This window comes from Streptomyces sp. CB02959, from assembly GCF_002803155.1.
Lineage (GTDB): Bacteria > Actinomycetota > Actinomycetes > Streptomycetales > Streptomycetaceae > Streptomyces.
Genome location: NZ_NNBP01000003.1, coordinates 107,303 through 129,816, shown reverse-complemented (window position 1 = coordinate 129,816; position 22,514 = coordinate 107,303). Strand labels below are relative to the sequence as shown.

Sequence of the window (22,514 nt, the reverse complement as noted above, 5' to 3'; positions counted from 1 at the left end):
CAACCCCGGCTCCGGACAGCCGATCCGCGGCCCGCGCGCCGAGCGGTCAGCGGGCGGGGTGCCGCTCGGAGGGCAGAAGGTGGATGGCGAACTGGAAACACACCTCGGAGCTGAGCGCGAGCAGGGCCATCAGCAGTGAGTTGAAGATCTGGCCGCTGGCGAGGAACCGCCCGCCGTTGACGGCCGAACCGATGACGAGGAGCGCCCCGAGCACGGACCAGAACGCGACCGCACGCTGACGGAGCAGCACGGCGCCCACCGCCGCGACGATCGCCAGCAGGACGAGCGCGAGGCCGAGCACGACGTGCACGGCGAGGGCGGCGGTGCCGTGCCCGACCGCCCAGAGGAAGCCCTCATAGACCCCGAAGAGATAGGCCCCCGTGGGAGAGCCCGGATGGTGAGCCGGATAGAGGACGTAGAGATTGACGACCAAGCCGAGCCCCGCCTGCACAAGCACCAGAAAGCCGGTGGCGAGCAGGAGGCGGCGGACGGCACGGGGAGCGGCCATGGGAAAACTATACACAGAGTAATGGCCAGATGCGGAAAGTAGCGATCCCCGGCGCCCGCCCCGGTGAGGGAGGGGCCCCGCTCAGCGGCACAGCGTGCGCAGGGCGGTGAGGCAGTCCGCGGCCCGGCGCTGCGGGTCGGTGTCGGTGGTGGCCCAGGTGATCCGGGCGTCCGGTCGGATCAGAACAGCGGTGACGTCCCGCCAGATCGGATCCGCCGCCTTGGTGTTGACGGTGACTGTCCGCTGTTCCAGACCGCCTGCGGAACACGGCGTCCGCGTCCCGCCGAGGTCCAGCAGCAGCGGCCTGCCGTGGTGCATCAGCGGGTGGGCGGTGGGTGCGTCGGCCGCGTCCAGGGCGAGGCCGGCCAGCCGCGTGCCGTTCAGTGGGTGCGCGCCGGGTGCGGTGTCGGCGGGGAGCGGGTCGTCGAAGCCGGCGATCCGGCGGGCCCACTGGCGGTTGGTCTGCGGTTCGGCCAGCGCGGCGGACCAGACCTCGCGCAGCGCGATCTGCTCCGGGCTCGCCGCGGCGAACAGGGCGAGTTGAGCGCGGGTGTTGTCGATGACGGCGCGGGCGGCCGGCCGGCGCTCCGTGTCGTAGCTGTCGAGCAGTCCGTCGGGGGCCCGGCCCTGGAGGGTGGCGGCCAGCTTCCAGCCCAGGTTGGTGGCGTCCTGGATGCCGAGGTTCATGCCCTGCCCACCGGCCGGGAAGAACATGTGCGCCGCGTCCCCGGCCAGCAGTACCCGTCCGGCCCGGTACCGCGCGGCCTGGCGGGTGGCATTGCCGTAGCGCGACAGCCACCGGGGGTTGCGCATACCCAGGTCCCGTCCCAGTAGCGTGCGGGTCTGCTCGCGCACCTCGTCCAGGGTCAGCGGTTCGCCGGTGCCGTGGTGCATGGTGGCCGTGGAGAGGCCCGCCAGCCGGTGGACGCCGTCGCCGATCGGGGCCGCCAGGAACGAACCGGCCGGCCCGGTGGCGGCGAGCGGCGCGGTGGGCGGATCGTCGAGTTCGACGTCGGCGAGCCACCCGGTCAGCGTGGTGTCCTGACCGGGGAAGTCGATGCCGGCCGCCTGGCGCACCGCGCTGCGGGTGCCGTCGCAGCCCACCACCCAGCGGGCCTGCACGGTCCGGTGGGTGCCGCCGGCCCGGATCACCACCTCGACGGCGTCCGGCCCCTGGGTGAGCGAGACGACCTCCTCTCCGCGCAGCACCCGGGCGCCCACGGCGACCGCGTGCTCCTCCAGGAGCTGTTCGGTGACGGACTGACCGAGCGCCAGCATGAACGGGTGCACCGCCCCGGCTGTGGAGAAGTCCAGCCGGGTGGTCGCCGCGCCGAAGTGGCCGGTCGGCACCGGGGTGCCGCGTTCGATGAACCGCTCCGCGAGTCCTCGGGTGGCGAAGGTGTCCAGCGTGCCGGCCTGCATGCCGACCGCACGCGATCGTCCGTCCGGTGCCGCGCGGCGTTCCACGACGGTCACCTCCGCTCCGTGCAGGCGCAACTCCGCGGCGAGCCAGAGTCCCACCGGGCCGGCCCCGGCGATGAGGACGTCGAGCATGACGACCACTTCCTTTCTCTTGTAGGTGATGGCTGCAATCCGGGTGCCCCGGCCGTTCGGGCGCCCGCGTACGCGCCCAGCCGCAGTCCTGGCCGACCGGGCCTGTGCCCGGCGGTGGGCCCGGCTGTCGGAGCCGGCGTGGGCGCCCTCGCGGGCCGGGGTGTCAATGCCGGCCGTCGACAGCCGACTCGGCCGGACGGCGTGTCCGTCAGGTCAGCGGGCGCTGCCGATGTTCCGGTCGGCGTCGGCGCCCTGGAGCATGAGGGTGGTCTCCTCGATGCGGCGGAACCGGCCGTCGGGGGCGAACTCGCCGAAGAGGTAGACCTCCACGCGCACGGAGGAGCCGTCGGTCTTGCGGGCGTCGATGATGTGGCGGTCCGCGTAGAGGTCGCCCTGCACGAGCTCCTCCAGGACCTGGATCTCGCCGCCGGCGATGATCGTGCGCAGGTGGGCGATGTGGGCTGTGAACTCCTCGCGGTTGTCCCAGCGGCCGTCGGTGCGCTGGCGGTAGTCGGGGGCGAAGTGCCGGTCGACGGCCTCGGCCAGCTCCAGTCCGGGGGTGAAGAGCAGGTCGGTGAGGGCGGCGGCGACGTCGGTGCGAGTGGTGGCGGTGGTCATGAGGAGCTCCTCGGGATTCACGTTCCAGCAAGATATGCGTGCGCTGAGCACGCATCTGCACAGTACTACAGATTGCGTGCGCCGCGCACGCTAAACTGGAGTCATGTCGAACGATGCGGGACACGAGATCGCCGATGCCCTGGGAACGCTGCTCAAGCGCGACACCCGGGCGCAGCTGTACCAACGCCTGACGGACAACGTGGGCGAGGCCGTGGACGAGACCACGTACCCCGTCCTCAGCGGCCTCGCCCGCACCGGCCCGCGCAGCGCCGCGGACCTCGCCGGTGAGATCGGCCTGGACCGCTCCGGCGTCACCCGCCGCGCCACCCGGCTGGAGGAGGTCGGCCTGCTGCGCCGCGAACCCGACCCCCACGACCGCCGCGCCACCCTGCTCGCTCTGACCGAAACCGGACAGCGGGCGGTCGAAACCACCCGGCAGCGCCTCGCCGCGCACATCGAGGCGTCCCTCGCCTCCTGGTCTCCCGACGAGGTGCAGACCTTCGCCCGCCAACTCCACCGCTTCGTCACCACCGGCCCCTTCGCGGAATCGTGACGCCGGCACGCGGATCCGCTTCGCCGGCCGGCGAGCGCTTGCCTGCGAACCTCACAGGCGCAGTCCCTGTTCGTGGCCGGCTGTGCGGAGAACGTGTGCCTGCAGATACGCCCGCCTCATCCGAACGCTGAACGCTGCATGGCCGGCACGGCCTGCATCTCGGCACCCGGGCCGACGAGGCCCGCCTGGCCGGTCGGATCGGCCGCCTGGACGGCGAAAAGTGCGAAGTCCTCGACGAGTTGAATCCGTCGGCCCGAGTTCCCTCCGGTCGGTGACTCGCGGCCGTCAGCGCCACTTGTCGTCTGCGCATTTGCGCACCCGCAGCAGCCGAGTGGTGTAGATCACGAAGAGTGCGTCTCGCCTTTCGAGGCAAGTCGGCTCGGGTGGGCCGGAGTTCACGTTCTGGTGACCCACTCGGCAGGGCCTTCGGGCGAGTTGGGGCACGCGGAGGGCACGCCGCCCCGCAAGAGGCCCGGACAACAAACAAGGCCCAGGTCATCGACCTGGGCCTTCACTCTGGAGCGGGTGACGGGAATCGAACCCGCGCTCTGAGCTTGGGAATCAAGGGCGCCTCGGGGCGCAATGGCGCTCTGAACTGCGACTATCTGGGCGCGGGAGCCTTGCCGGAGGCAGCCGGTTTGACCGCCGCTGACCCTGGTGTGCCGCGCTAAAGGGCTGGGGCGGGGCTGGCCTGCGATGGGATGGGGGTGGAGGCGACTCGCGTGGGCCCGATCCGGGTGCGGAGGGGTACGGCGGGTCTGCGCCGTCGGTGAGGTGTGCATGAGCAAATGTGGTGGGCTACTGGATTGAAAGTCCCGACGGGCACGTGACCGACGGTCCTACGCAGTCGGCCACAGTCCACTCATGCCAGGCCGGAGGACATCTGGCCGACGTCGGGTCCACCGCCGGCCAGTCCGTGCCACGTCGTCCGCTCACGCATCGCTCACGCATGGCGGACGGCTGACCAGCCGTTTGAGGCGGTTGCCCGCGAATAGGCATCGCACCTTTGGCGGCGGCGGCCACTCGATCCGTGTTGCCAACGGCCCCGGCATATACGCGCCGGGGTCGCCCTTTCAGGTCGTTGCACGTGAGAGTGCGCGGACCCACCTCTCATGCCATGCGTGAGGCACTTTTACGGCATAAGGGCGATTACGGGGCAATGGGGTGGCTCGGCTCCCGGAAGCAGCCTTCGTGTCGCGTCAGCCCCTTTCCTCCTCTTCGGCTTCCAGGAGCCGGATTCCCTGGTGCGTCAGCGTGACCATCACGGGGGTGTTTCCCTGTGCCCAGTCGACGGTGACCAGCCCTTCGCCCACCAGGTATGCGCAGGCGGCGGCCAGGTCCTGCTCGGGGATCTGGAGATCGTCGCGCAGGTTCGCCCCGGTGACGCCAAGGAATCGATTGCCTTCCGTGGTCTCGTACAGAGACTTCATGATCGTCTCGCGGTAGTGCTTCCGCTCGTGCAGTGTTGCCATGATTGCCGCTCACTCGTGCCGGGCACCGACTCGGTGCCTGTGGGCCAGGGCGGTGGTACGCCTGCCCCACCGCCCTTGCGCTTCAGATTTCGTCTGTCTGTGTGCGGGCGTCCCCGGAGGATCGACTGGATACCAGCCAGGGCTGCGCCGGCTCTGGCCTGTGGGTGGTGTCGACGGTGAGGTGGAGGCGGGTTCCGCCTGAGTCGTCGACGGGGTAGCTGCGCTGTTCGGTGGCGGCGAAGCGACGACGGAGGGCGTCTGCGACCTGACGGGCGGCGTCGGGGGACGCGGCGACGATGCGTACGTCGGCGCGCCCCGCTGAAGGGTGTTCTGGCGACTTCATGCTGGCCTCGCTCATGGGGACCTCGCTCATTGGGGGCGACAGGAGGACGTGTCGGTGGGTGTGATGCCGTCGCCTCACACCCACCGCCCCCAGCCAGAAACAGGTCGGTGTCATCCGCGGCCACCGGCGTGGCGCTCGTGGCGGTCGGCCGCGGGTGGTTCAACGGGCTCGGTCGGCCGTTCCCTGGTGCGGCTCCACAGTCCGGATCCGGGCAGGGCGTCGCTGAAGGGGGAGGCGGCGATCCGCTCGTCGTGCTGCGCGTCGAGCCGATGGATCAGGAACATGCCCGCGACGATCGCGATGCTGATCATGGTCACGGTGATGATCGTCCCCACGCCCTCACATCCCTCGGGCGGAGGCCGAGAGCCCGCCTGGGATTCCTGGCGCCAAGGCGGCTCCGCCCTCGCTCTCCCACTCTTCTTCCCGCCACAGCGCCTCCTGCGCGTCATGGGTGGTGTGCTCGCTCGCCATGAGGGCGCTGGCGGTCAGGAGGCCGCCCGGGGTGGATGCAGCCGACATCAGCCGGGCCGCGGCAGTCGGATCGGTCTCCGGCGGGATCACCAGCAGGTCCCAGCGGCCCATGGTGTAGGAGAGGAGGATCAGCTTGTTCGGGTCCTGCTCTGCCGCGAACCAGCCCACGTGCACCGTGTGCCCGGCCACCGGCACCTTGCGCGGCACCACGGGCCAGTAGGTCGGGTTCACCGTGACATGAGTGATCCGGCCCCAGCGCGCATCCAACACCGCTATCAGGGCGGGAAGTTCACGGAAGAGATCGCGAGAGCGGGGCCACCAGGCACCGTCCAGGAGACCCGGAGGCGATCCTGCCGAAGCAAAGGAGAGGCGGGCCGGTGACGAAAGTACGCGCCCGCTGACGATCGTACGGTCGATGGTCGCGGCCATGGCGCGAACCTGTCCCCGGGGCTCGTCTTCGACGCCCCGGTGTTGTTGATCACCGAGAACGACACCGGCGTGGGAGCCGGCGTGCGGAGTACTCCCGGTCTCTTCACCCTACTCCGGCCGGCGGTCCGTGAAGGTACGTGTGACCATGAAGTTTCCCGGCGAACGCGGATCCGGCTCCGCGGCGCGTCCGCGCCCCGGCGCGCGGAGTACGGTGAAGTGACGAGGTCACCTGCCGGGCGGACGCACCGCCCTGGAAGGCGGGCGAGCACACATGGCCGACTCCGACACTCCCGGCGTCCCGCAGCTTCTGCCGGACGCGGTCCACCACGCCGTCAGGCCCGGGACGGCCCTCTTGAGGCTGGCACCACGCAATCCCGCGAGCAGGTTCTCGACGGCGCGTGGTGGCCGCGTTCCCGCGACATCGGCGCCGAGCTCCCCAGCCTGATCGCCGCGCTGACCGAGCACCTCGGACCCGTCCTGCGTGTCGGCCTCGACGCCGGCGCCCGGGAAGAACTACCGACCCGTCTGGTCATCGACGACCGGGTCGTGCACATCGACTCCTTCCCGGTCGGCGGCGACACCGTCCTCATCACCCGAGGCGACCAGGACTACTTCTCCCTGCTCGTGGTCCCGCCGCACGCGACACCTGAAGCCGCCCGCTCCGCCATGGCCAGGGCCGTCCAGGACGGCAACCTCACCCAGGCCGAGCAGATTCTCATCGACACCGGCACCCATCGGGCATACCCGGTTCCCGCGGAAGAGCCTCGGACGGGCCGTGAACCCGGCGAGCGGTGAGGTAGCCGTCGAGGCTTCGACGCTCCTTTGACGACAGGGACGCAGGTCGCCTCGAAGGTGCGGTTCCGACGGACACCAATAGGTGACACTACGTCACATGTCGCATGTGCAGAGTGATGGCGGTGGAGAGGGCCGGGACTCCGGTGCGCTGAGCCCTTCGGCCGTCTTGCCGGGGTTCGACGAGGAGCAGCTGGGGCTGCTGCGTCGGGTGGGGCGTGAATGGGGGCGGGTGTCGGCTCCCGAGGCGTGGCACCGGGCGCTGCCCGTGGATTCCGATCTGGGCCGTTTTCCGTCCCCCGCGGAGATCCAGCCTGTCGGGTGGGGTCGTCTGGTCAGCGTCTCGCCTCTCGGCGGGCGGCCGCCCGCCCCCGGCGAGGCCGCGGGAGAGCTGCCGCCCGGCCGACTGGGCCGCTTCGGCTACCACGTGCGACGCGTCGTCCTGGGGGCCGCCCTGAAAAGCACGGCGATCGCGCAGGAGCGGATGCGCAAGCTGGTGGCGTTGCCCGTCCTGTCCGCCGACGCGCTCTCCTCGGTTGCCTACGGGCCCGAGGCCATGCTCGCCGTCCTCGTGCTCGGCGGCGCGGCGGGACTGGCCTGCTCCGTGCCGATCGCCGCCACGATCGCCTTCCTGATGCTGGCGGTGGGGGTGTCGTACCGCCAGACGATCCGCGCGTATCCGTACGGCGGCGGCTCGTACATCGTCGCCAGCGACAATCTGGGCCGCGTTCCCGGACTGATCGCCGCCGCCGGCCTGATGACCGATTACATCCTCACGGTCGCCGTGTCGATCGCCTCCGGGGTGGCGGCGATCACCTCGGCGGTTCCCTCACTCGCCACCGACGCGGTCCCGATCGGCGTCGGTGTGATCGCCCTGCTGCTCGCCGGGAACCTGCGAGGCATCCGGCAGGCCGGCGCACTGTTCGCCGCGCCGACCTACGCCTTCATCATCGCGGTGTTCGCGCTCGTCACCGTGGGCCTCGTCGACGCCGCCGGCCGCGGTTTCCACCCCACTGCGGCTCCGCACCTGAACGCCACGGAGAGCGTCGGTGTACTGCTGGTGACGCGCGCCTTCGCCTCCGGGGCCACGGCGATGACCGGTATCGAGGCGATCTCCAACGCGGTGCCGGCATTCAAGCCCGTGGAGTGGCGCAACGCCCGTACCACGCTGACCTGGATGATCGGCCTGCTCATCGCGCTGTTCGCCGGCACGATCGCCATGGTCCGACTCGACGGCGTCGTGCCCGGCACCCAGGAGACGGTCCTCTCCCAACTCGCCCACCACAGCTTCGGCTCCGGACCGCTGTACGCCCTCACACAGGCCGCCACGGCCGCGGTGCTGCTGCTCGCGGCGAACACCGCCTACAACGACTTCCCCCGCGTGCTGTTCCTGCTCGCCCGCGACCGACACGCCCCACAGCTCTTTCTGCGCCTGGGCGACCGCCTCGCCTTCAGCAACGGGATCATTCTGCTGACGATCGCGGCGACGCTGGTCTACGTGGCCTTCAACGGCACGACCGCGTCCCTGATCCCGCTGTACGCCGTCGGCGTCTTCCTGGCCTTCACCCTGTCCCAGGCCGGAATGGTGGTCCACTGGTGGCGCCTGCGTGACCGCCACTGGCGCAAGAGCCTGTTCTTCAACGCCACCGGCGCCCTGCTGTCGGCCGTCGTCTTCCTCACCGCCGGCCTCACCAAGTTCACCGAGGGCGCATGGGTCGCCGTGCTCGCCGTCGGGCTGTTCCTCGTGGTGACGATGCGCATCCGGCACCACTACGAGACCGTGGGCAAGGCTCTTCTTCTGCACCCGCACGCCATCGAGCTGCCCACCCCCACCCTCCCGGCCCGCCCCGGTCCCGACGCGGCACCGTCCGCGGCGACAACTCCGCAGTCCCCCACGGCACTTCCCGACGCCCGGACGGAAGAAGAGGACGAGGAGACACCCCAGGAGATCCGCCACCTGTCGGTCGTCCCCATCGCGGCCATGGACCTGGCCGGCATGCGCGCACTGGCCTACGCCGCCTCGCTCCACCAGCCCGTACTCGCCCTCCACGTCAGCCCCGAAGAGGACGAGGCCGAACGCTTCCGCCAGTACTGGACCCTGTGGGGCGACCACCTCCCGCTGGAAGTCGTGGTCTCCCCCTATCGCGCGATCGTCGCACCACTCGTCCACTACATCGAAGCCCTGCACGCGAAGCGCCCGGACCTCACCGTGACGGTCATCGTGCCGGAGATCGTCACCATGCGCCGGCGTTACCGCCTGCTGCACAGCAGGATCGCCCCACGGCTGCGGCACGCCCTGCGCCCACTGCCGAAGATCGTCATCACCACGGTCCCCTTCCACGTGTAGCCACCTCCCCGTGGCTGTGTCGGTGCTTTGCGGCCTGCCGACCAGGACGTGCCGGTGACCTGAACGGTGTGCGACAGCTCGGGCGGCCCATCGGGGGTGGAGGATGATGTGCTGGCCGGTGGCTCGCTGCGGGGGCATGGCGATCTCCGCCCAGACGCATGTGCCGCAGGTGGCCCGATCCCCTCCAGCCGGACCATTTCCGTGAGTTGGGGCACGAGGAGGGCACGCGGCCTTCGAGAGGTCCAGACAATAAACAAGGCCCAGGTCGCTGACCTGGGCCTCAACTATGGAGCGGGTGACGGGAATCGAACCCGCGCTCTGAGCTTGGGAATCAGGTGGGCTTTTGGGGCATCCTGTCTGGCCAGCAAGACGCCGCGGCGGGAGAGCTGGCCCGGTACAGCCATCGCATGGTGGTGCGGCTGTCGGCTCACTCCAGGACGGCGAGGTGGTCGGCGGCGCCCCCGCGCCACTCGATCAGGAAGAGGGTTGCGTCGTCGCTGGTGCTCCCGCCCCGCTCCTGTTTCAGGGTGTGTGAGAGCGAGCGCACCACCGCCCGCGGACCCTTCCCTGAGTGCTCGATGCGGTTGACCCAGTGGATGAGTTGTTCCTCGCCGAACTGCTCTTCGCCGGCTTCGTGCTCCTCGATCAGGCCGTCGGTGAAGCACAGCACCCGGTCGCCGCGTTGGAGCATCTGCTCGCTGATCTGGGGCTCTTCACCACCGAAGCCGACCGGCAAGGTGGTCGGGCTCTCCAGTTGCCGGACGACCTGGCGGTTGCGGATCAGCAGCGGTGCGGGGTGGCCCGCGTTGACCCATTGCAGGTGGCCCGTTGTGATGTTGAGGCGCATCATCTGCGCGGTGACGAAGTGGTCGGGCCCGAATTGCTCGGCGATGGCCCGGTCCATGAACGCGTAGATCTCGGACAGACCGACTTCGGCGCGTCTGGCGTGCCGGTAGGCGCCGATGGCGACGGTCGCCATGGTGGCGGCATCCAGGCCGTGGCCCATCGCATCGACCATGGCCACATGCAGGATGTCCTCGTTGAGGGCGTAGTCGAAGCTGTCGCCTGCCACGTTGTAGGCGGGCTCCAGGATTCCCGCCACCGCGACCTGCGGGACGGACATCGCCAGCGGCGGCAGCAGGGACCACTGGATCTCCGCGGCCACGCTCATCGGTTCGCGGCGCCGGGCGAGGAAGAACTGGTCGGTGTAGCTGTGCTTGGTGACCAGCATGTCGGCGACGAGGCCGGTGAGTCTGCGCAACAAGCGCCGGTCATCGTCATCGACGGTGTCCATGGTGAGAGCCAGCACACCCACCTGGTCGCTGCCGTCCAGCAACGGCAGATACATCCGAACGCCGTCGTCCTGCGATACCTCGACAGGGGCCCCGCACAGGAAGGCCGTGCCCGCGTGCGAGTCATCGATCAGCTCGGGCCGGCCGACGGTCAGCCGCCTACCTGGCAGCGGCACCAGCAGCAACTGCGCATAGTCCTGGAGGAGGATCGAGACGTGACGGCCGCCGACCCTCGCCACCTCTTCAACGACCAGCGGGGCGATCAACTGCGGCGGCATCTCGTGCGCCCGGTCCAGCAGCACCCCCAGCAGTCGCTCGCCGAACCCTTCCGACCGGTCCACGGCGCCCGTGTCCGCCTCCCGCTCACCTGCCGCCATACCCATGCCCTTTCACCAAGCAGCCTCGTTGCGACGTCACCCGCCATGCCGGCCGTCTCCAACGGGTCGGTCACCGAGCGGCCTGGCGTTCGACTTCGGTGGCTTGGCTCCGGTAGCACTGCGCGCGGGTCTGGATGAGGGGGAGGGGAAGGTGAGCCGGTCCGTGAATGACTGAGTGCGGGCGGGAGGCAACGAGGCCCTGCCGCACTCCACGGTCGGAGTGTTCGAGTCCGTTGCGGCCCTTCGGCTCCTCCCGCTCGGTGAGGGGCCGGAGCACAAGTTCACGCCTTGCTCGGCGGCCGCCGGCCGCGCAAGGACTGGCAGACCCCCTCATGCGACTGTGCACGCGGGCTCCGGAAACCACCGTGATCGACTCGCACAGAGTGACCCGGCCAACCGGGCCAGAGGGCTCATTGAGCCAGTGGCGGCGTGTCAGTCTCTCCTTCAGGGCCGCCGGCTGAATGGCGTGGCGTGCGGTGGAAAGGTCCGGATAAGAGATAAGCCCCAGGCTGGTTGGCCTGGAGCTTTCCTCCGGAGCAGGCTGCGGGACCGACGTCGCGCTCCCGATGACTGACACGATGCTCAGGCACCTTTCGTGGCATCTGGTACCTGGGCAATGGCTGCTTGGGCGGGCGAACGTGAGGTCGGCAGGCTTGCGCCATGGCCGCCTTCGGAGTCCCAGACCGAGACCAGGGACAGTTCCATCTCCTCCGCGATCCGGCGTTGCTCCGCTTCGTCCATCAGGGCGCTCGCGGTGAGGGTGCACCGCGGATCGGCGGCCTCGGCCATGAGCCGGGCGGCCGTGGCGGGGCTGGTCTCCGGAGGGATCACCAGGAGGTCCCAACGGCCGACGGTGTAGGAGAACAGCAGCAGCTTGTGGGGATCTTGCTCGGCCTTGAACCAGCCGACACCCACCACATGCCCGTCGACGGGCACCTTCCGTGGGATGACCGGCCAGAACGTGGGGTTCACCGTGGCATGGGTGATCCGCCCCCACAGTGGGTCGAGGACGGCCGTCAGTGCGGGCAGTTCCGCCGCGAGGTCACGGGAGCGGGGCCACCACGCACCGTCGAGCAGAGCCGGAGCACTGCCGGCCGGCGCCAGCACGAGTCGCAGGGGCAGCGAAGCGGTCCGGTCTTCGACCGCCGGCGTATACGCAATGGTCGTGGTCATGACGCGGACCCTGCCCCGGGCCAACCGTGACCGGCCCGGTGTCGTGAATCGCCGAAAACGACACGAGCATGGGAGCTGGTGTGCGGAGTGCCCTCGGTAATTCCAGCTTACTCCCGGTAAGGCCCGCTGGACCGATGCGGAGCGACGTGGGTGCACGACAGAGAAGACCTTGGAGCAGTCGGCCCGAGAACCGCGAAGGGGCAGAGCCTCCCGTGCGGGCAGCCGGCGTGTGACATCGGCTGCCAAAAGGGGGCTGTCAGCCGCGGGACGGCGTGGGCCGTCATCCGAGGAAGGACAGCCGGACTTGGCGTTCGGGGCTGTCCCGGTCGGTGTTCACCAGTACGACGGACTGCGAGGTCCCCAGCTCCAGCTCACCGTCGACTACGGGCAACGTGGCGTGTGGCGGGACCAGAGCCGGGAGTACGTGGCCGCTGCCGTGGCCTGGACCGCCGTGGCGGTCCCGCCAACGGCCGTCCGCGGGAAGAATGTCGCGAAGCGCCGCCAGCAGGTCATCGTCACTGCCCGCGCCGGTCTCGATGATGGCCAGGCCGGACGTCGCGTCGGGGGTGAAGACGTTCAGCAGTCCGTTTCGCCCGTGAGCGACCTCCCGGAGGAACGCGGAGCATGCGTTCGTCAGGTCGTGCATGGTCTCCGTGGCGCCGGTTGCAATGTCGAGGGTGCGTGTGGTGAAGGTGCCAGCCATGCTTCACCGGTTCCCCTCGCGGAGGAAAAGCACTAACGGCCGGATGGGTTGTTCCTCCGGGCCTCCGCCGATAGGGGCACGTGCTCCCGGTTCGGACGCCGCCTGAGCAGGGCGTCAACTGCGCTCTTCTTCTTCGGCCTCCATACACCGGATGCCTTGGTGCGTCAGCGTGGCCATGGCCGGCGTATTGCCCGCGGTCCAGTCGACCGTGATCAGGTCCTCGCCCACCAGATACGTGCAGGCGGCAGCCAGATCCTCTGCCGGGATCGCGAGATCTTGGGCCAGCTTGGCTCAGGTGAGTGCCGGATGCCCGGTAGAGGGGCCGGCTCTGTCACAGCCGCGTATCTGAGGCCCGGCTTCCTCGGACCTCGTCCGCATGCGGACGGTCACGCGCGGCTGACTCGCTGGTCACCAGCCATGGCGCGGCCGTCGTGTTGGGCTCGGTTCTGATCTCTCCACACGGGGTGGCTCACCTTCCGGACGCGTGCAACCACCATCCGGAGCAGAGCCATCGAGACGCAGGGTGGGGATGGATCCCACAGCCCGCGAAGGGGCTGTGGGAGGACATAGGTCCAACGCGCCCTGTGCAGGCCACGGAGGGGGATACGACTCTCGTCGCCCATCGCCGGTGTGGCAGCTGCTTGTCATAGTCAGGAAGCAACCATGATCGCCATGTGGTGCTCTTCCGCCGGGGGCCTGCGAGATCGTGCCAGGTGGTTACGCACGATTGCGTCGCGTCCCGTGCCCTTGGCCATAGGGTGCTATCCGCGTCGCGGGCGCGACGCCCAGTCCATCTATCCACCGCCCAGAGGCCCCCAGCTTCAGCTGCCACGGAGGGCCTCCCGGGTGTCACGGATCTGCGCCGGGTGCTCGCGATCAGGCCGCAGGGCTGAGGATATGCGCGTAACAGCCGACGAATGGCGCCCGTGACCAGCACGGCTTCCTACGCGTACGGTCGTCAGGGGCTTGCGGGCTGGGCCCAAACGGCGGGCGATAGCTCTGGCGGCCCGTCGGGGGCGGAGAATGAGCCGTTGTCGGGTGACTCGCTGTGGGGGCATGGCGATCTCGGCCCAGACGCATTTGCCGCAGGTGGTGTGCTCGGCCCCGTGGCAGAGGGACAGGCGATCGATGAGTGCCATCCCGCGTCCGGACTCGTCCTCCGAATCCGCCCAGTGCGGAACAGGGAGGACGAGCGAACCGTCGTAGACCTCGACGAGGATTCGCCGTCGGCTGAGGTTGGCGGACACCGTGATGGTGAGCACCGTGCCGGTGCCGTGCCGCACCGCGTTGGTGACCAGTTCCGAGGTGATGACGGTCAGTGCGGTATCGGAGGACTCGTCGAGGCGGAGCCCCCACTTTTTCGCCAGACCCTGGAGACGGTGACGGCTGATCGGCACAGAGGTTGGATCGCGGACCAGAAGGAAGCTTTGGCTGTGGAGGCGCATGCCGGAGACCCTTCGACGGACTTCAGACCGGGGCTTGAGGCGAGGGGAGATCGCTGAGCGGCAGGCCGACGTGATTCACGGGGATGCCTCCCTCAGCAGGGACGGCTGTGCGTGGGTGGGCGCCGCATGCCGACCGTTGTCGGTATGACAGCCCTCAGGGGGGAGTGCGGCCGGGGAGGTCGCTATCCGGGTGGTCTGTGGTCTACGTCGTCGCTACTTCGTGGCGACGACGTAGACGCTTCCCCAGCGACGCTTCGGATTGGCGATCTTGGCGTCGAAGGTCCACGGCTCCACGGTGGTGAAGCCGGCCTCGGTGAAGAGCTGGACGAGCTTCTCGTAGTCGTAGGCCCAGAGGTGGGGGGTGTACTTGGGGTCGTCGTCCTGGTCGCGGAAGACGAGGTTGACGAGGTCGAGTTGGGTGTTGATGTCACTGCGGCAGTCGCGCTTGGCGTACCAGCGCTCGACCATCTCGTCGGCGGGGTTCAGCGGCCCGGGGTACTGGCTGAGGGCGAAGGCGGCGTCGGGGACGCCCGTGATGATCTGGCCGGCCGGTGTGAGTGCGCGGTGGGCCTCGCGGACGTAGCTCTTGACCGAGCGGGGGTAGTCGATGTGCTCCAGGAAGTGCTCGGAGAAGATCAGCTCGACGGTGTCGTCGTGCAGGGGGATGCCTTCGCGGACATCCCAGAGCAGGTCGGCCGGCGGGACGGCGTCGATGTTGAAGAAGTCCTCGATGCGGTGGGTTCCGCCGCCGATCTGGACCTTGGTGGGCTTTTGGTCGATGCGGCTGTCGGGCCAGGCCCGCTGGCTGGCGTGGTGATAGCGGTGGAGTTCGATCTCCCAGGCCGCTGTGCGGAGTGCTCGGGCCAGGCCGTGGGTGGTGGAGGGGTCGCTCAGTAGGGCGTCGATCTGCTCGCCGAGGAGGTCGACGGAGGGCAAGCCGAAGTAACTCATGGCGGGGCTCCTGGGAAGAAGAGGCAGCAGAGCAGCTGTTGGTGAAGGCGGCAGTGGTTACGCGGCGCTGGGTGCCGGGGCGGTCCACTGGTTGTTGCGCATGAGGGTGTACTTGATGTCCACCAGCCGCGGGGCGATGGTCAGGGCGAGCTGCTCGGCCGGATGGAGGTGGCCGGCGTTGTCCTGTTCGGCGCGCCAGCTCCCGCGACCCCGGGCGCGGACAGCGGGCCGTCGAGGAGATCGGCGCCGGCGCCCGCCTGCTGGTCCTCGACGTGACGGATCCCGACGGCATCGCACAGGCCGCGGCTCAGGTGGACCGCCTGGACGTACTGGTCAACAACGCCGGCATCTCAGCGTCACTCGCCCCGCCGGCCGAAACCGACGTCGAGGAGTTCCGGCGCACGTACGAGACCAACGTGTTCGGGGTGCTGGCGGTGACCAACGCCTTCCTGCCCGCCCTGCGCCGGTCCCCGCACCCCCGCATCGTCAACATCTCCAGCGGCACCGCATCGCTGACCTGGAGCACCAACCCCAACCCCCAGTTCACCCCCGGAAGCGGTGGCGCCGCCGCCTACCGGTCGTCCAAGGCCGCCCTCAACGCCCTCACCGTCTTCTACGCTCAGACGCTGGCCGAGGAGGGCTTCAAGGTCAACGCGCTCGCCCCCGGCCTGCGGGCCACCGACCTCAACCCCCGAGCCGCCGCTGCCGGCGGCGACCCGGCCGAGGCCGCCCAGGGAGCTCTCCGCCTGGCCCTGCTGCCGGACGACGGCCCCACCGGTGGCTTCTTCTCCTGGGACGGAGCGCCCGTGCCCTGGTGATCAGTCATGGGCAGCGTCGGGGACGGGCACCCCAGCGGTGGGTGGTCCAGGCTCGGCGCAGCAGGCTTCGGACGGTGATGATCATGTCTGCAAGGTCGAAGAAGGCGTTGATGACGGTCGCACGGCGCTCGTAGCAGCGGGCAAGGCGATGGAAGGCGTTCTACCAGGCGTGGGTGCGTTCGACGTGCCGCCGCTGACTGGCCTGGATCGGCGCCTTCTCGCCCCTGTGCGCGATGCGACCGTGCAGGTTGCGGGCGGTGAGGATGATCCGGTCCTAGGACTCCAGCGCGATCTGCTTGACCCGGGCGAAGAGGCCGAGCCGGATCCACTCGTCGCGGCGGTTGCGGATGGTGGTCGCCGAGCAGGTCGTGTCGGCGATCGCCTGGTAGGAGCAGCCGAAGCGCAGTAGCTGCAGCAGCTTGTCGAACACGATCCGGTCGCTGATGCGGGGCCGGTGGCAACCCAGCGGGTGAGACGGATCGATCGTCGGGCGCTCGGGCAGCAGCACCGTGAATTGGGCCCAGAGGTGATCGGCGGAGTAGTACGCCTTGTCCGCGCGGATCTTGGCCGGCCGTCTTCGGCGCAGTCCGCGCCTTGAGCGGATGGCGGGTATGCCGAGGATCAGCGGCTTGAACGCCTGGCTGTCGTGCACGTTCGCGCCCGAGACCGCGAGGGCCCGTGGGACGCCCTGGGCTTCGGACAGGACATGTAATGTGCTGCCCTTCTTGCCGCGATCGACCGGGTTCGGCCTGGTCAGCACCCCCCCTTTTCGCGCGGACGGAGGCTGCGTCGGTGATTGCTGAGGTCCAGTCCAGCTCGCCCCGGGCGCCGAGTTCGTCCAGGACTGCCCGGTGCAGTCGGCGCCACAGCCCGGCCTCGGTCCACGCCGTGAACCGGCGGTGCGCTGTTGCCGGGGAGACGTCGAACGTCGGCGGAAGACGGCGCCAGGCGCAACCGCTGGTCGGCACGTACACCACCGCCGTGAACAGCGCCCGCTCGTCCACCGGACTCGTACCCCCGCCCTGCGGGCGGGACGTGAACTTCGGCAGCAGCGGTGCCGCCAACTCCCACAACCCGTACGGCACAAGCCGACGGGACAGATCAACAGCCACAGTGCAGCATCATCCCGCATCAGCAACTCGCCACGTGAGACGTCCTCTTGGTCAGGAGGAATGTCCGGCCTTCTTACATTCTTCTCACAACTGTGCTGCACCGTGGGGTTCATGGCGACCAAGCGAATTGCTGTCGGTGTCGGAATTCTCGTGGCGATGGGCCTGACGGGCGTGGCCGCGGTGGCCTCTGGGGCTCCCGCTCCGGTGTCCGGTAAGGCTTCCGCCGCAGTGCCCGGAAAGAAGGCGAAGAACTATCTTTACGCCTCCATCGGTGATTTCGACGCAAATGTGATGCCATTGATCGATCGCCCCGATGTCGCCGGCGTGCAGCTGGTGGTGCCGTGGAAGGCGCTGGAGCGGGAGAGGAATCAGTACGACTTCTCTGAGATCGACCGGGCGCTGGACGTCCTGCAGTCCCGCCACAAGAAGCTGTTCATCCAGGTCCAGGACCGGTTCTTCGCGCTGCCGGCGAGGCTCCCGGACTATCTGTTGAAGGATCCGGAGTACAAGGGAGGCGCGGCTCCGACAAAGAACGAGAACGGCCTCGGCCCCGGTGAGCCCGGGGCGGTCGCGGCGCAATGGAACCCGCAGGTGCGGGGTCGTTTCCAGCAGCTGCTGAAGGCGATGTCACAGCGGTTCGACGGTCGCCTCGCTGGGGTGAACCTGCCGGAAACCGCTACCGAGGTGGACACCAAGAAGGACCACACCGGCTACAGCGACGACGCCTACTTCAAGGCAGAACTCGACAACATGGCCTACGGCAAGAAGGTCTTCACCAAGACGCCGTTCATCCAGTACGTCAACTTCTGGCCCGGTGAATGGAACAACAGCCGCAAGTACATGAGCCGCACCTTCGAGTTTGCCAAGGCGCACGGAATCGGCCTGGGGGGACCGGACATCCTGCCGGACCGCCCGGCGCAGATGGAGAACTCGTACCCGTTCTTCAAGAAGTACCGGGGGCAGCTCCCCATGGTGGCCATGGCCGTACAGGAACCCGACTTCCAGTACGAGAACCCCAAGACGAAGAAGCCGTACACCCGGAAGGAGTTCACCGACTTCGGCACGAACACCCTCGGAGCCGACGTCATCTTCTGGGCCACCAGCGCGCCCTGGCTCCACCAGCCGACGGCACGATAGAGCCCCCATCCCTCGCGGCTGGGGAAGGTGCCTTGTCACCTGAGGTCATGAGGTGACCTGACGCCCGTCGGCCAACCCACCCGGTGGGGCAAGTTGGGAAGGTGAGAAGGCGCGGACTGCGCCGAAGACGGCCGGCCAAGATCCGCGCGGACAAGGCCTACTACTCCGCCGATCACCTCACATGGCTCCGCGGCAGGCGGCTCGTCGCGCGGATCGCGCGCCCGGGCATCGAGTCCGGCGAACGGCTCGGCCGCCACCGCTGGAAGATCGAGCGGTCGATCTCCTGGCTGTTCGGCTACCGCCGGCTCACCGTCCGATACGAGCGAAAGGGCAACCACTTTCTCGCGTTCCTCGGCCTCGCGGCTGCCCTGGCCTGCTACAAGAAGCTTGCGAAACTCACCACGTGAGACACCCTCTAAGGCGTCGGTTTTCCCCAACCCAGAGGGCAATGCGCAGTGTAGGCAGGACCGTTCAGTAGCTGAACGGTCCTGCCTACACTGCGCTGTGTTTTAAGCGGAGTGCGTTCGCCGTCCGGAGCGCGGGCAGGGGCCCGACGAACTCCCTTGCCAAGAGCCCATTTTGCATCCGTAATCTCGCGACACCTCAGGAGTGAGTGACCCAAGTCACAGAAAATGCGTCTCGCTATTTGAGAAGGTCGACTCTCAAGGTGCCTGGCTCGGTGTGGGAGTGGGTGAAACTTACGCCTCGGCTGGCAGATGGGGCTGGTGGGGGGGCTGGTTGGCCCGAGAATGGTCTAGACAGCAATGAAGGCCCAAGTCTCTGACCTGGGCCTTCGCTATGGAGCGGGTGACGGGAATCGAACCCGCGCTCTGAGCTTGGGAAGCTCATGTTCTACCATTAAACTACACCCGCGTAACACCGCCCCAAATCTGGAGGCGGAGCGTCGTCGCACACTCTACCCCATCACCGCGTCGCGGTGTCTTCGGCATGTCCGGGGGTGGGTCGGGGTGCTTTTGAGGTGTCGCCGAGCGGGGCGCGCGGAGGTGTCCCTCGGGGCGGGACGCGGGTGCGCGGAACGGGAGTTGGGGCGTACGGTGGGGCACCGGAGTGCCGCCTGCGAGTGCACCCAGTTCATCCCCTAATGTGGCTTTTGTTGTCCACGCAGTTGGGAGAGGGACTTGATGGAGCGCACCGTCGTACGTTGTGCTGAGGGGCACGTCTTCAGCACCGCTTCGTTCCCCATGCAGACCACCGGCCGGCTCGGTCCCGGGCGTCTGCTGCGCTGCCCGCGCTGTGCTCGGCTGCGGCATTCGGTGCCGGTGGAGCACGCCAAGCGGTAGTGGCGGTCGCGAGGTCGCGGTGAAGGTCGGCGGTGATCTTCGGACGCGACGTCGAGGTGAGCGTGTTGTGGCCCGGTCCCTGATGGGGGCCGGGCCCTCGTCGTACGGCGGGGGGTGTGCGGGCGCGTATCCTCGTCTGCGTGCTTCTCTCAGACAAGGACATCCGGGCCGAGATCGACGCCGGTCGGGTGCGCATCGACCCCTACGACGCGGCGATGGTGCAGCCGTCCAGCATCGATGTGCGGCTCGATCGCTATTTCCGGGTGTTCGAGAATCACCGCTACCCGCACATCGACCCCGCCGTCGAGCAGGCCGACCTGACCCGCGAGGTCGTGCCGGAGGGCGACGAGGCGTTCATCCTGCACCCCGGTGAGTTCGTGCTGGCCTCGACGTACGAGGTCATCTCGCTGCCCGACGACATCGCCTCGCGGCTGGAGGGCAAGTCCAGTCTGGGGCGGCTGGGGCTGCTGACGCACTCGACCGCAGGGTTCATCGACCCGGGGTTCAGTGGGCACGTGACGCTGGAGCTGAGCAATGTCGCGACGTTGCCGATCAAGCTGTGGCCGGGGATGAAGATCGGTCAGCTGTGCATGTTCCGGCTGACCTCGCCGGCGGAGCACCCGTACGGCAGCGAGCGCTACGGCTCGCGCTACCAGGGGCAGCGCGGTCCGACCCCGTCCCGGTCGTTCAAGAACTTTCACCGTTCGCAGGTGTGAGGCACCTTTCGCAGGTGTGAGGCAGGGCCGGTGCGGGCCCGGAGACGAAGGGAAGGTCTGGGAGAGTCGTGGGTGACGTGCGGGAGAACCTGACGTACGAGCGGTTCGGCGGAGCCATCCGCGAGCTGGCGCAGACGATCGCGGATGACGGGTACGAGCCCGACATCGTGCTGTCGATCGCCCGGGGCGGCGTGTTCGTGGCCGGCGGACTGGCGTACGCGCTGGACTGCAAGAACATTCACCTGGTGAATGTCGAGTTCTACACCGGGGTGGGCACCACCCTGGAGATGCCGGTGATGCTCGCGCCGGTGCCGAACGCGATCGACTTCTCGGACAAGAAGGTGCTGATCGCGGACGACGTCGCCGACACCGGCAAGACGCTCAAGCTGGTGCACGACTTCTGCCTGGGCACCGTCGCCGAGGTCCGCAGCGCGGTGATCTATGAGAAGTCGCACTCGCTGGTGAAGTGCGAGTACGTCTGGAAGCGCACGGACGACTGGATCAACTTCCCGTGGAGCGTCGAGCCGCCGGTGGTCCGGCGCGAGGGCCAGATCCTCGACGCCTGAGGCACCGCCCCACGGTCTTTTCCGCGAGCCCGCGCTTTCTGCGGGCTCGCGGCATTTTGTGGCACGCCTTTCGGCCAGTTCTGTTCCGGGTGTTCCACCGGTCACTACCTCCGAGTAGAAACCGGCGGTAACAGCAGACCGGAGGGGAGCCCCAATGGTGCGTGCGAGACGCGGGCCGCGGTGGAGCGGACGTGGACGAGGGCGGCGGTTGCGGGCCGCCGTGGCGGTGTCGGCGGCGGCGCTGACCGCCGCTTTCACGGTGACGGCGGCCGGTGCGAGCGCCGTCGGCGTCGGAAGTCCGGCGGCGGGAACCGCAACGGCGGCCGGGCGGCCGGCCGCCCAGCCGCTGTCGCCGGAACTGGAGCGGATCCGGGCGCAGCAGGCGACGAAGCTCTACGGCGACTCCGCCGTGCGGCCGCTCGACGAGCGGAAGACCTCGCTGATCTCGCTGGGCGACAGCGAGATCTCCGGGGAGGGCGTCGGGACGTACGAGGCGGGGACCGACGGGCCCACCAACTGGTGCCACCGGTCGCCGGATTCGGCGATCCACCGGACCGGTATCGCGGCGGACGTGACGTACAACGTCGCGTGCTCGGGCGCGTACACCGGCAACATCCGGATCGGCGGCAGCAAGCAGTACCCCGATGAACTGGTGCAGAGCGACAGCCTGGCCGTCGCGGCGCGCAACACCCGGCTGAAAATGGTGCTGCTGGTCGCCGGGGCCAACGACGACCTCCAGTTCGGGCCGGTGATAACCGACTGCGTGGAGCGCTGGTTCCTGCTCCAGGGGACCTGCGAGCCCAAGTACCAGCCGGGCTGGCAGTCCCGGGTCGACGGACTGGTGCCGAAGGTCGAGGCGACGGTGCGGGACCTGCGGACCGTGATGCGGGGCGCCGGGTACGCCGACGGCGACTACCGGTTCGTGGTGATGTCGTACCCGAGCCCGATCGGCCCGGACGTCGAGGACAATCCGAACTTCCCCGGGAAGATCCCGGGCGGGTGCACCGGGTACACCTCGGACTCCGGCTGGGGGCGCGACTCGGCGGTGCCGGCCTTCGAACGCGGTGTGCGCAAGATCGCGCAGGACACCGGTGTCACCTACCTCGACTCCTCGCGGCTCTTCCACGGGCACGAGGTGTGCATGCCGGAGACCTGGGCCCGCGGGCTGTACGTCAACGTCTCCAACCCCTTCCCGCCGGACGCCAATTCGGTCCGCCAGTCCTTCCACCCCAACGTCCGCGGGCACGGCGCGTTCGCGTCCTGCCTGACGCAGCTGTACGCGGCGCCGCAACTGCGGGAGGCGTCCTGCGCCGATCCGGCGAACACCGGGCAGCCCAAGCTGTACCCGGGCGCCTGGGACGACGCCTACCGGCCGCTGAAGAACGCCGCGACCGGTACCTGCGTGGACGCCACCGGCGGGCTGTCCCGCAACGGCACCGCGGTCGGCGGCTGGGACTGCAACGGGCAGCGCAACCAGGGCTGGTGGTACGACCAGGACCGGCAGTCGCTGCACGTGGAGCTGAGCCAGGCGAGGTGCCTGGACGTGCCGGGCGCCCGCTACGAGGCCGGCGCCGCGCTGGTGCTGTGGAACTGCTCGGGCGGGGCCAACCAGCAGTTCGCCCGGGACGGCGGCACCCTCCGCCCGACCGCGGCCCCGTCGCTGTGCCTGACGCTGGGCGCGGCGAAGGACCCGCTGCGGCTCCAGAAGTGCGACGGTTCGGCGGGCCAGCGGTTCGCCTGACCGGCCGCCGGAAGCGGTGACCGGGCCCGCCCCCGGTACGGCGAGGGGCCCGTTGCGGGAGGTACGTCGTGGACGTCTCCCGCAACGGGCCCCTC

The 22,514-nt window shown here is 69.1% G+C and carries 19 protein-coding genes, 1 tRNA gene and 5 pseudogenes; 9 read left to right on the top strand and 16 right to left on the bottom strand.

Annotation, left to right across the window (positions count from 1 at the left end; all coding sequences use genetic code 11):
* Window positions 1-46 precede the first annotated feature (46 nt).
* The 3 genes from CG747_RS06345 to CG747_RS06330 form a co-directional block, all read right to left on the bottom strand.
* On the bottom strand, window positions 47-508 hold the full coding sequence (locus CG747_RS06345; protein ID WP_100600630.1) for a hypothetical protein: 462 nt from the start codon (window positions 506-508) through the stop codon (window positions 47-49).
* Window positions 509-589: 81 nt separating this feature from the next.
* On the bottom strand, window positions 590-2,062 hold the full coding sequence (locus CG747_RS06340; RefSeq protein WP_100600629.1) for an FAD-dependent monooxygenase: 1,473 nt from the start codon (window positions 2,060-2,062) through the stop codon (window positions 590-592).
* Between the two features lie 213 nt (window positions 2,063-2,275).
* The gene (locus CG747_RS06330) at window positions 2,276-2,680 is read right to left on the bottom strand and encodes a nuclear transport factor 2 family protein (RefSeq protein ID WP_100600628.1); all 405 of its coding nucleotides are present in this window, start codon (window positions 2,678-2,680) and stop codon (window positions 2,276-2,278) included.
* A 103-nt stretch (window positions 2,681-2,783) separates the two neighbouring features.
* Between CG747_RS06330 and CG747_RS06325 the strand changes: the two genes are divergently transcribed.
* Window positions 2,784-3,233, top strand: a complete 450-nt coding sequence (locus CG747_RS06325; protein ID WP_100600627.1) for a MarR family winged helix-turn-helix transcriptional regulator — start codon at window positions 2,784-2,786, stop codon at window positions 3,231-3,233.
* A 1,199-nt stretch (window positions 3,234-4,432) separates the two neighbouring features.
* On the opposite strand, the gene CG747_RS06320 is transcribed toward CG747_RS06325, so the two are convergent.
* The 4 genes from CG747_RS06320 to CG747_RS06305 form a co-directional block, all read right to left on the bottom strand.
* Window positions 4,433-4,705 (bottom strand): hypothetical protein, encoded by a 273-nt coding sequence (locus CG747_RS06320; RefSeq protein ID WP_055583464.1) that lies wholly within the window; start codon window positions 4,703-4,705, stop codon window positions 4,433-4,435.
* A gap of 82 nt (window positions 4,706-4,787) precedes the next feature.
* Window positions 4,788-5,048 carry a hypothetical protein gene (locus CG747_RS06315; RefSeq protein WP_052861817.1) on the bottom strand — a complete coding sequence of 87 codons (261 nt, stop codon included), beginning with the start codon at window positions 5,046-5,048 and terminating at the stop codon, window positions 4,788-4,790.
* Window positions 5,049-5,158: 110 nt separating this feature from the next.
* Window positions 5,159-5,383 (bottom strand): hypothetical protein, encoded by a 225-nt coding sequence (locus CG747_RS06310; RefSeq protein WP_100600626.1) that lies wholly within the window; start codon window positions 5,381-5,383, stop codon window positions 5,159-5,161.
* Window positions 5,384-5,387: 4 nt separating this feature from the next.
* Window positions 5,388-5,948, bottom strand: coding sequence for a DUF5994 family protein (locus tag CG747_RS06305; protein ID WP_100600625.1), 561 nt, complete (start codon window positions 5,946-5,948; stop codon window positions 5,388-5,390).
* Window positions 5,949-6,219: 271 nt separating this feature from the next.
* On the opposite strand from CG747_RS06305, the pseudogene CG747_RS06300 reads away from it, so the two are divergent.
* A pseudogene (locus tag CG747_RS06300) lies at window positions 6,220-6,743 on the top strand (DUF5994 family protein).
* Window positions 6,744-6,840: 97 nt separating this feature from the next.
* Complete coding sequence (locus CG747_RS06295; RefSeq protein WP_100600624.1) at window positions 6,841-9,087, top strand: APC family permease; 2,247 nt, start codon at window positions 6,841-6,843, stop codon at window positions 9,085-9,087.
* A 427-nt stretch (window positions 9,088-9,514) separates the two neighbouring features.
* Here CG747_RS06295 and CG747_RS06285 read toward each other — a convergent pair whose 3' ends face one another.
* From CG747_RS06285 to CG747_RS06260, 5 genes are all read right to left on the bottom strand, one after another.
* Window positions 9,515-10,756 carry a PP2C family protein-serine/threonine phosphatase gene (locus CG747_RS06285; RefSeq protein ID WP_100600623.1) on the bottom strand — a complete coding sequence of 414 codons (1,242 nt, stop codon included), beginning with the start codon at window positions 10,754-10,756 and terminating at the stop codon, window positions 9,515-9,517.
* Window positions 10,757-11,338: 582 nt separating this feature from the next.
* Window positions 11,339-11,929, bottom strand: a complete 591-nt coding sequence (locus CG747_RS06280; protein WP_055583422.1) for a DUF5994 family protein — start codon at window positions 11,927-11,929, stop codon at window positions 11,339-11,341.
* A 280-nt stretch (window positions 11,930-12,209) separates the two neighbouring features.
* Window positions 12,210-12,632, bottom strand: a complete 423-nt coding sequence (locus tag CG747_RS06275) for a YjbQ family protein (protein WP_016578932.1) — start codon at window positions 12,630-12,632, stop codon at window positions 12,210-12,212.
* Between the two features lie 821 nt (window positions 12,633-13,453).
* Window positions 13,454-14,077, bottom strand: coding sequence for an ATP-binding protein (locus tag CG747_RS06265; RefSeq protein WP_100600622.1), 624 nt, complete (start codon window positions 14,075-14,077; stop codon window positions 13,454-13,456).
* A 213-nt stretch (window positions 14,078-14,290) separates the two neighbouring features.
* On the bottom strand, window positions 14,291-15,028 hold the full coding sequence (locus CG747_RS06260; RefSeq protein WP_100600621.1) for a methyltransferase domain-containing protein: 738 nt from the start codon (window positions 15,026-15,028) through the stop codon (window positions 14,291-14,293).
* A 200-nt stretch (window positions 15,029-15,228) separates the two neighbouring features.
* On the opposite strand from CG747_RS06260, the pseudogene CG747_RS06250 reads away from it, so the two are divergent.
* Window positions 15,229-15,846 (top strand): annotated as a pseudogene (locus tag CG747_RS06250) (SDR family NAD(P)-dependent oxidoreductase); the annotation flags it as partial.
* Window positions 15,847-15,850: 4 nt separating this feature from the next.
* Here the strand turns inward: CG747_RS06250 and CG747_RS50940 are convergent.
* From CG747_RS50940 to CG747_RS50930, 3 pseudogenes are all read right to left on the bottom strand, one after another.
* Window positions 15,851-16,408: pseudogene (locus CG747_RS50940) on the bottom strand (transposase).
* Window positions 16,382-16,606 (bottom strand): annotated as a pseudogene (locus tag CG747_RS50935) (transposase); the annotation flags it as partial. The pseudogenes CG747_RS50935 and CG747_RS50940, both read right to left, overlap by 27 nt.
* Window positions 16,607-16,709: 103 nt before the next feature.
* Window positions 16,710-16,931: pseudogene (locus CG747_RS50930) on the bottom strand (transposase); the annotation flags it as partial.
* A gap of 138 nt (window positions 16,932-17,069) precedes the next feature.
* Between CG747_RS50930 and CG747_RS06235 the strand changes: the two are divergent.
* Both CG747_RS06235 and CG747_RS06230 read left to right on the top strand, forming a co-directional pair.
* Window positions 17,070-18,095, top strand: coding sequence for a hypothetical protein (locus CG747_RS06235; RefSeq protein ID WP_257980250.1), 1,026 nt, complete (start codon window positions 17,070-17,072; stop codon window positions 18,093-18,095).
* 101 nt (window positions 18,096-18,196) lie between these two features.
* Window positions 18,197-18,502 (top strand): transposase, encoded by a 306-nt coding sequence (locus CG747_RS06230; RefSeq protein ID WP_180985412.1) that lies wholly within the window; start codon window positions 18,197-18,199, stop codon window positions 18,500-18,502.
* 392 nt (window positions 18,503-18,894) lie between these two features.
* Here CG747_RS06230 and CG747_RS06225 read toward each other — a convergent pair.
* Window positions 18,895-18,968 (bottom strand) — tRNA-Gly (locus CG747_RS06225).
* Between the two features lie 568 nt (window positions 18,969-19,536).
* Between CG747_RS06225 and dcd the strand changes: the two genes are divergently transcribed.
* The 3 genes from dcd (at window position 19,537) to CG747_RS06210 (ending at window position 22,419) form a co-directional block, all read left to right on the top strand.
* On the top strand, window positions 19,537-20,112 hold the full coding sequence (dcd, locus tag CG747_RS06220) for a dCTP deaminase (RefSeq protein WP_100600909.1): 576 nt from the start codon (window positions 19,537-19,539) through the stop codon (window positions 20,110-20,112).
* Between the two features lie 68 nt (window positions 20,113-20,180).
* A complete protein-coding gene (locus CG747_RS06215) occupies window positions 20,181-20,678 on the top strand; it encodes a phosphoribosyltransferase (protein WP_018539917.1) in 498 nt (165 codons plus the stop codon).
* Window positions 20,679-20,832: 154 nt separating this feature from the next.
* Window positions 20,833-22,419 carry a ricin-type beta-trefoil lectin domain protein gene (locus CG747_RS06210; protein ID WP_100600617.1) on the top strand — a complete coding sequence of 529 codons (1,587 nt, stop codon included), beginning with the start codon at window positions 20,833-20,835 and terminating at the stop codon, window positions 22,417-22,419.
* The last annotated feature ends 95 nt before the right edge of the window (window positions 22,420-22,514 follow it).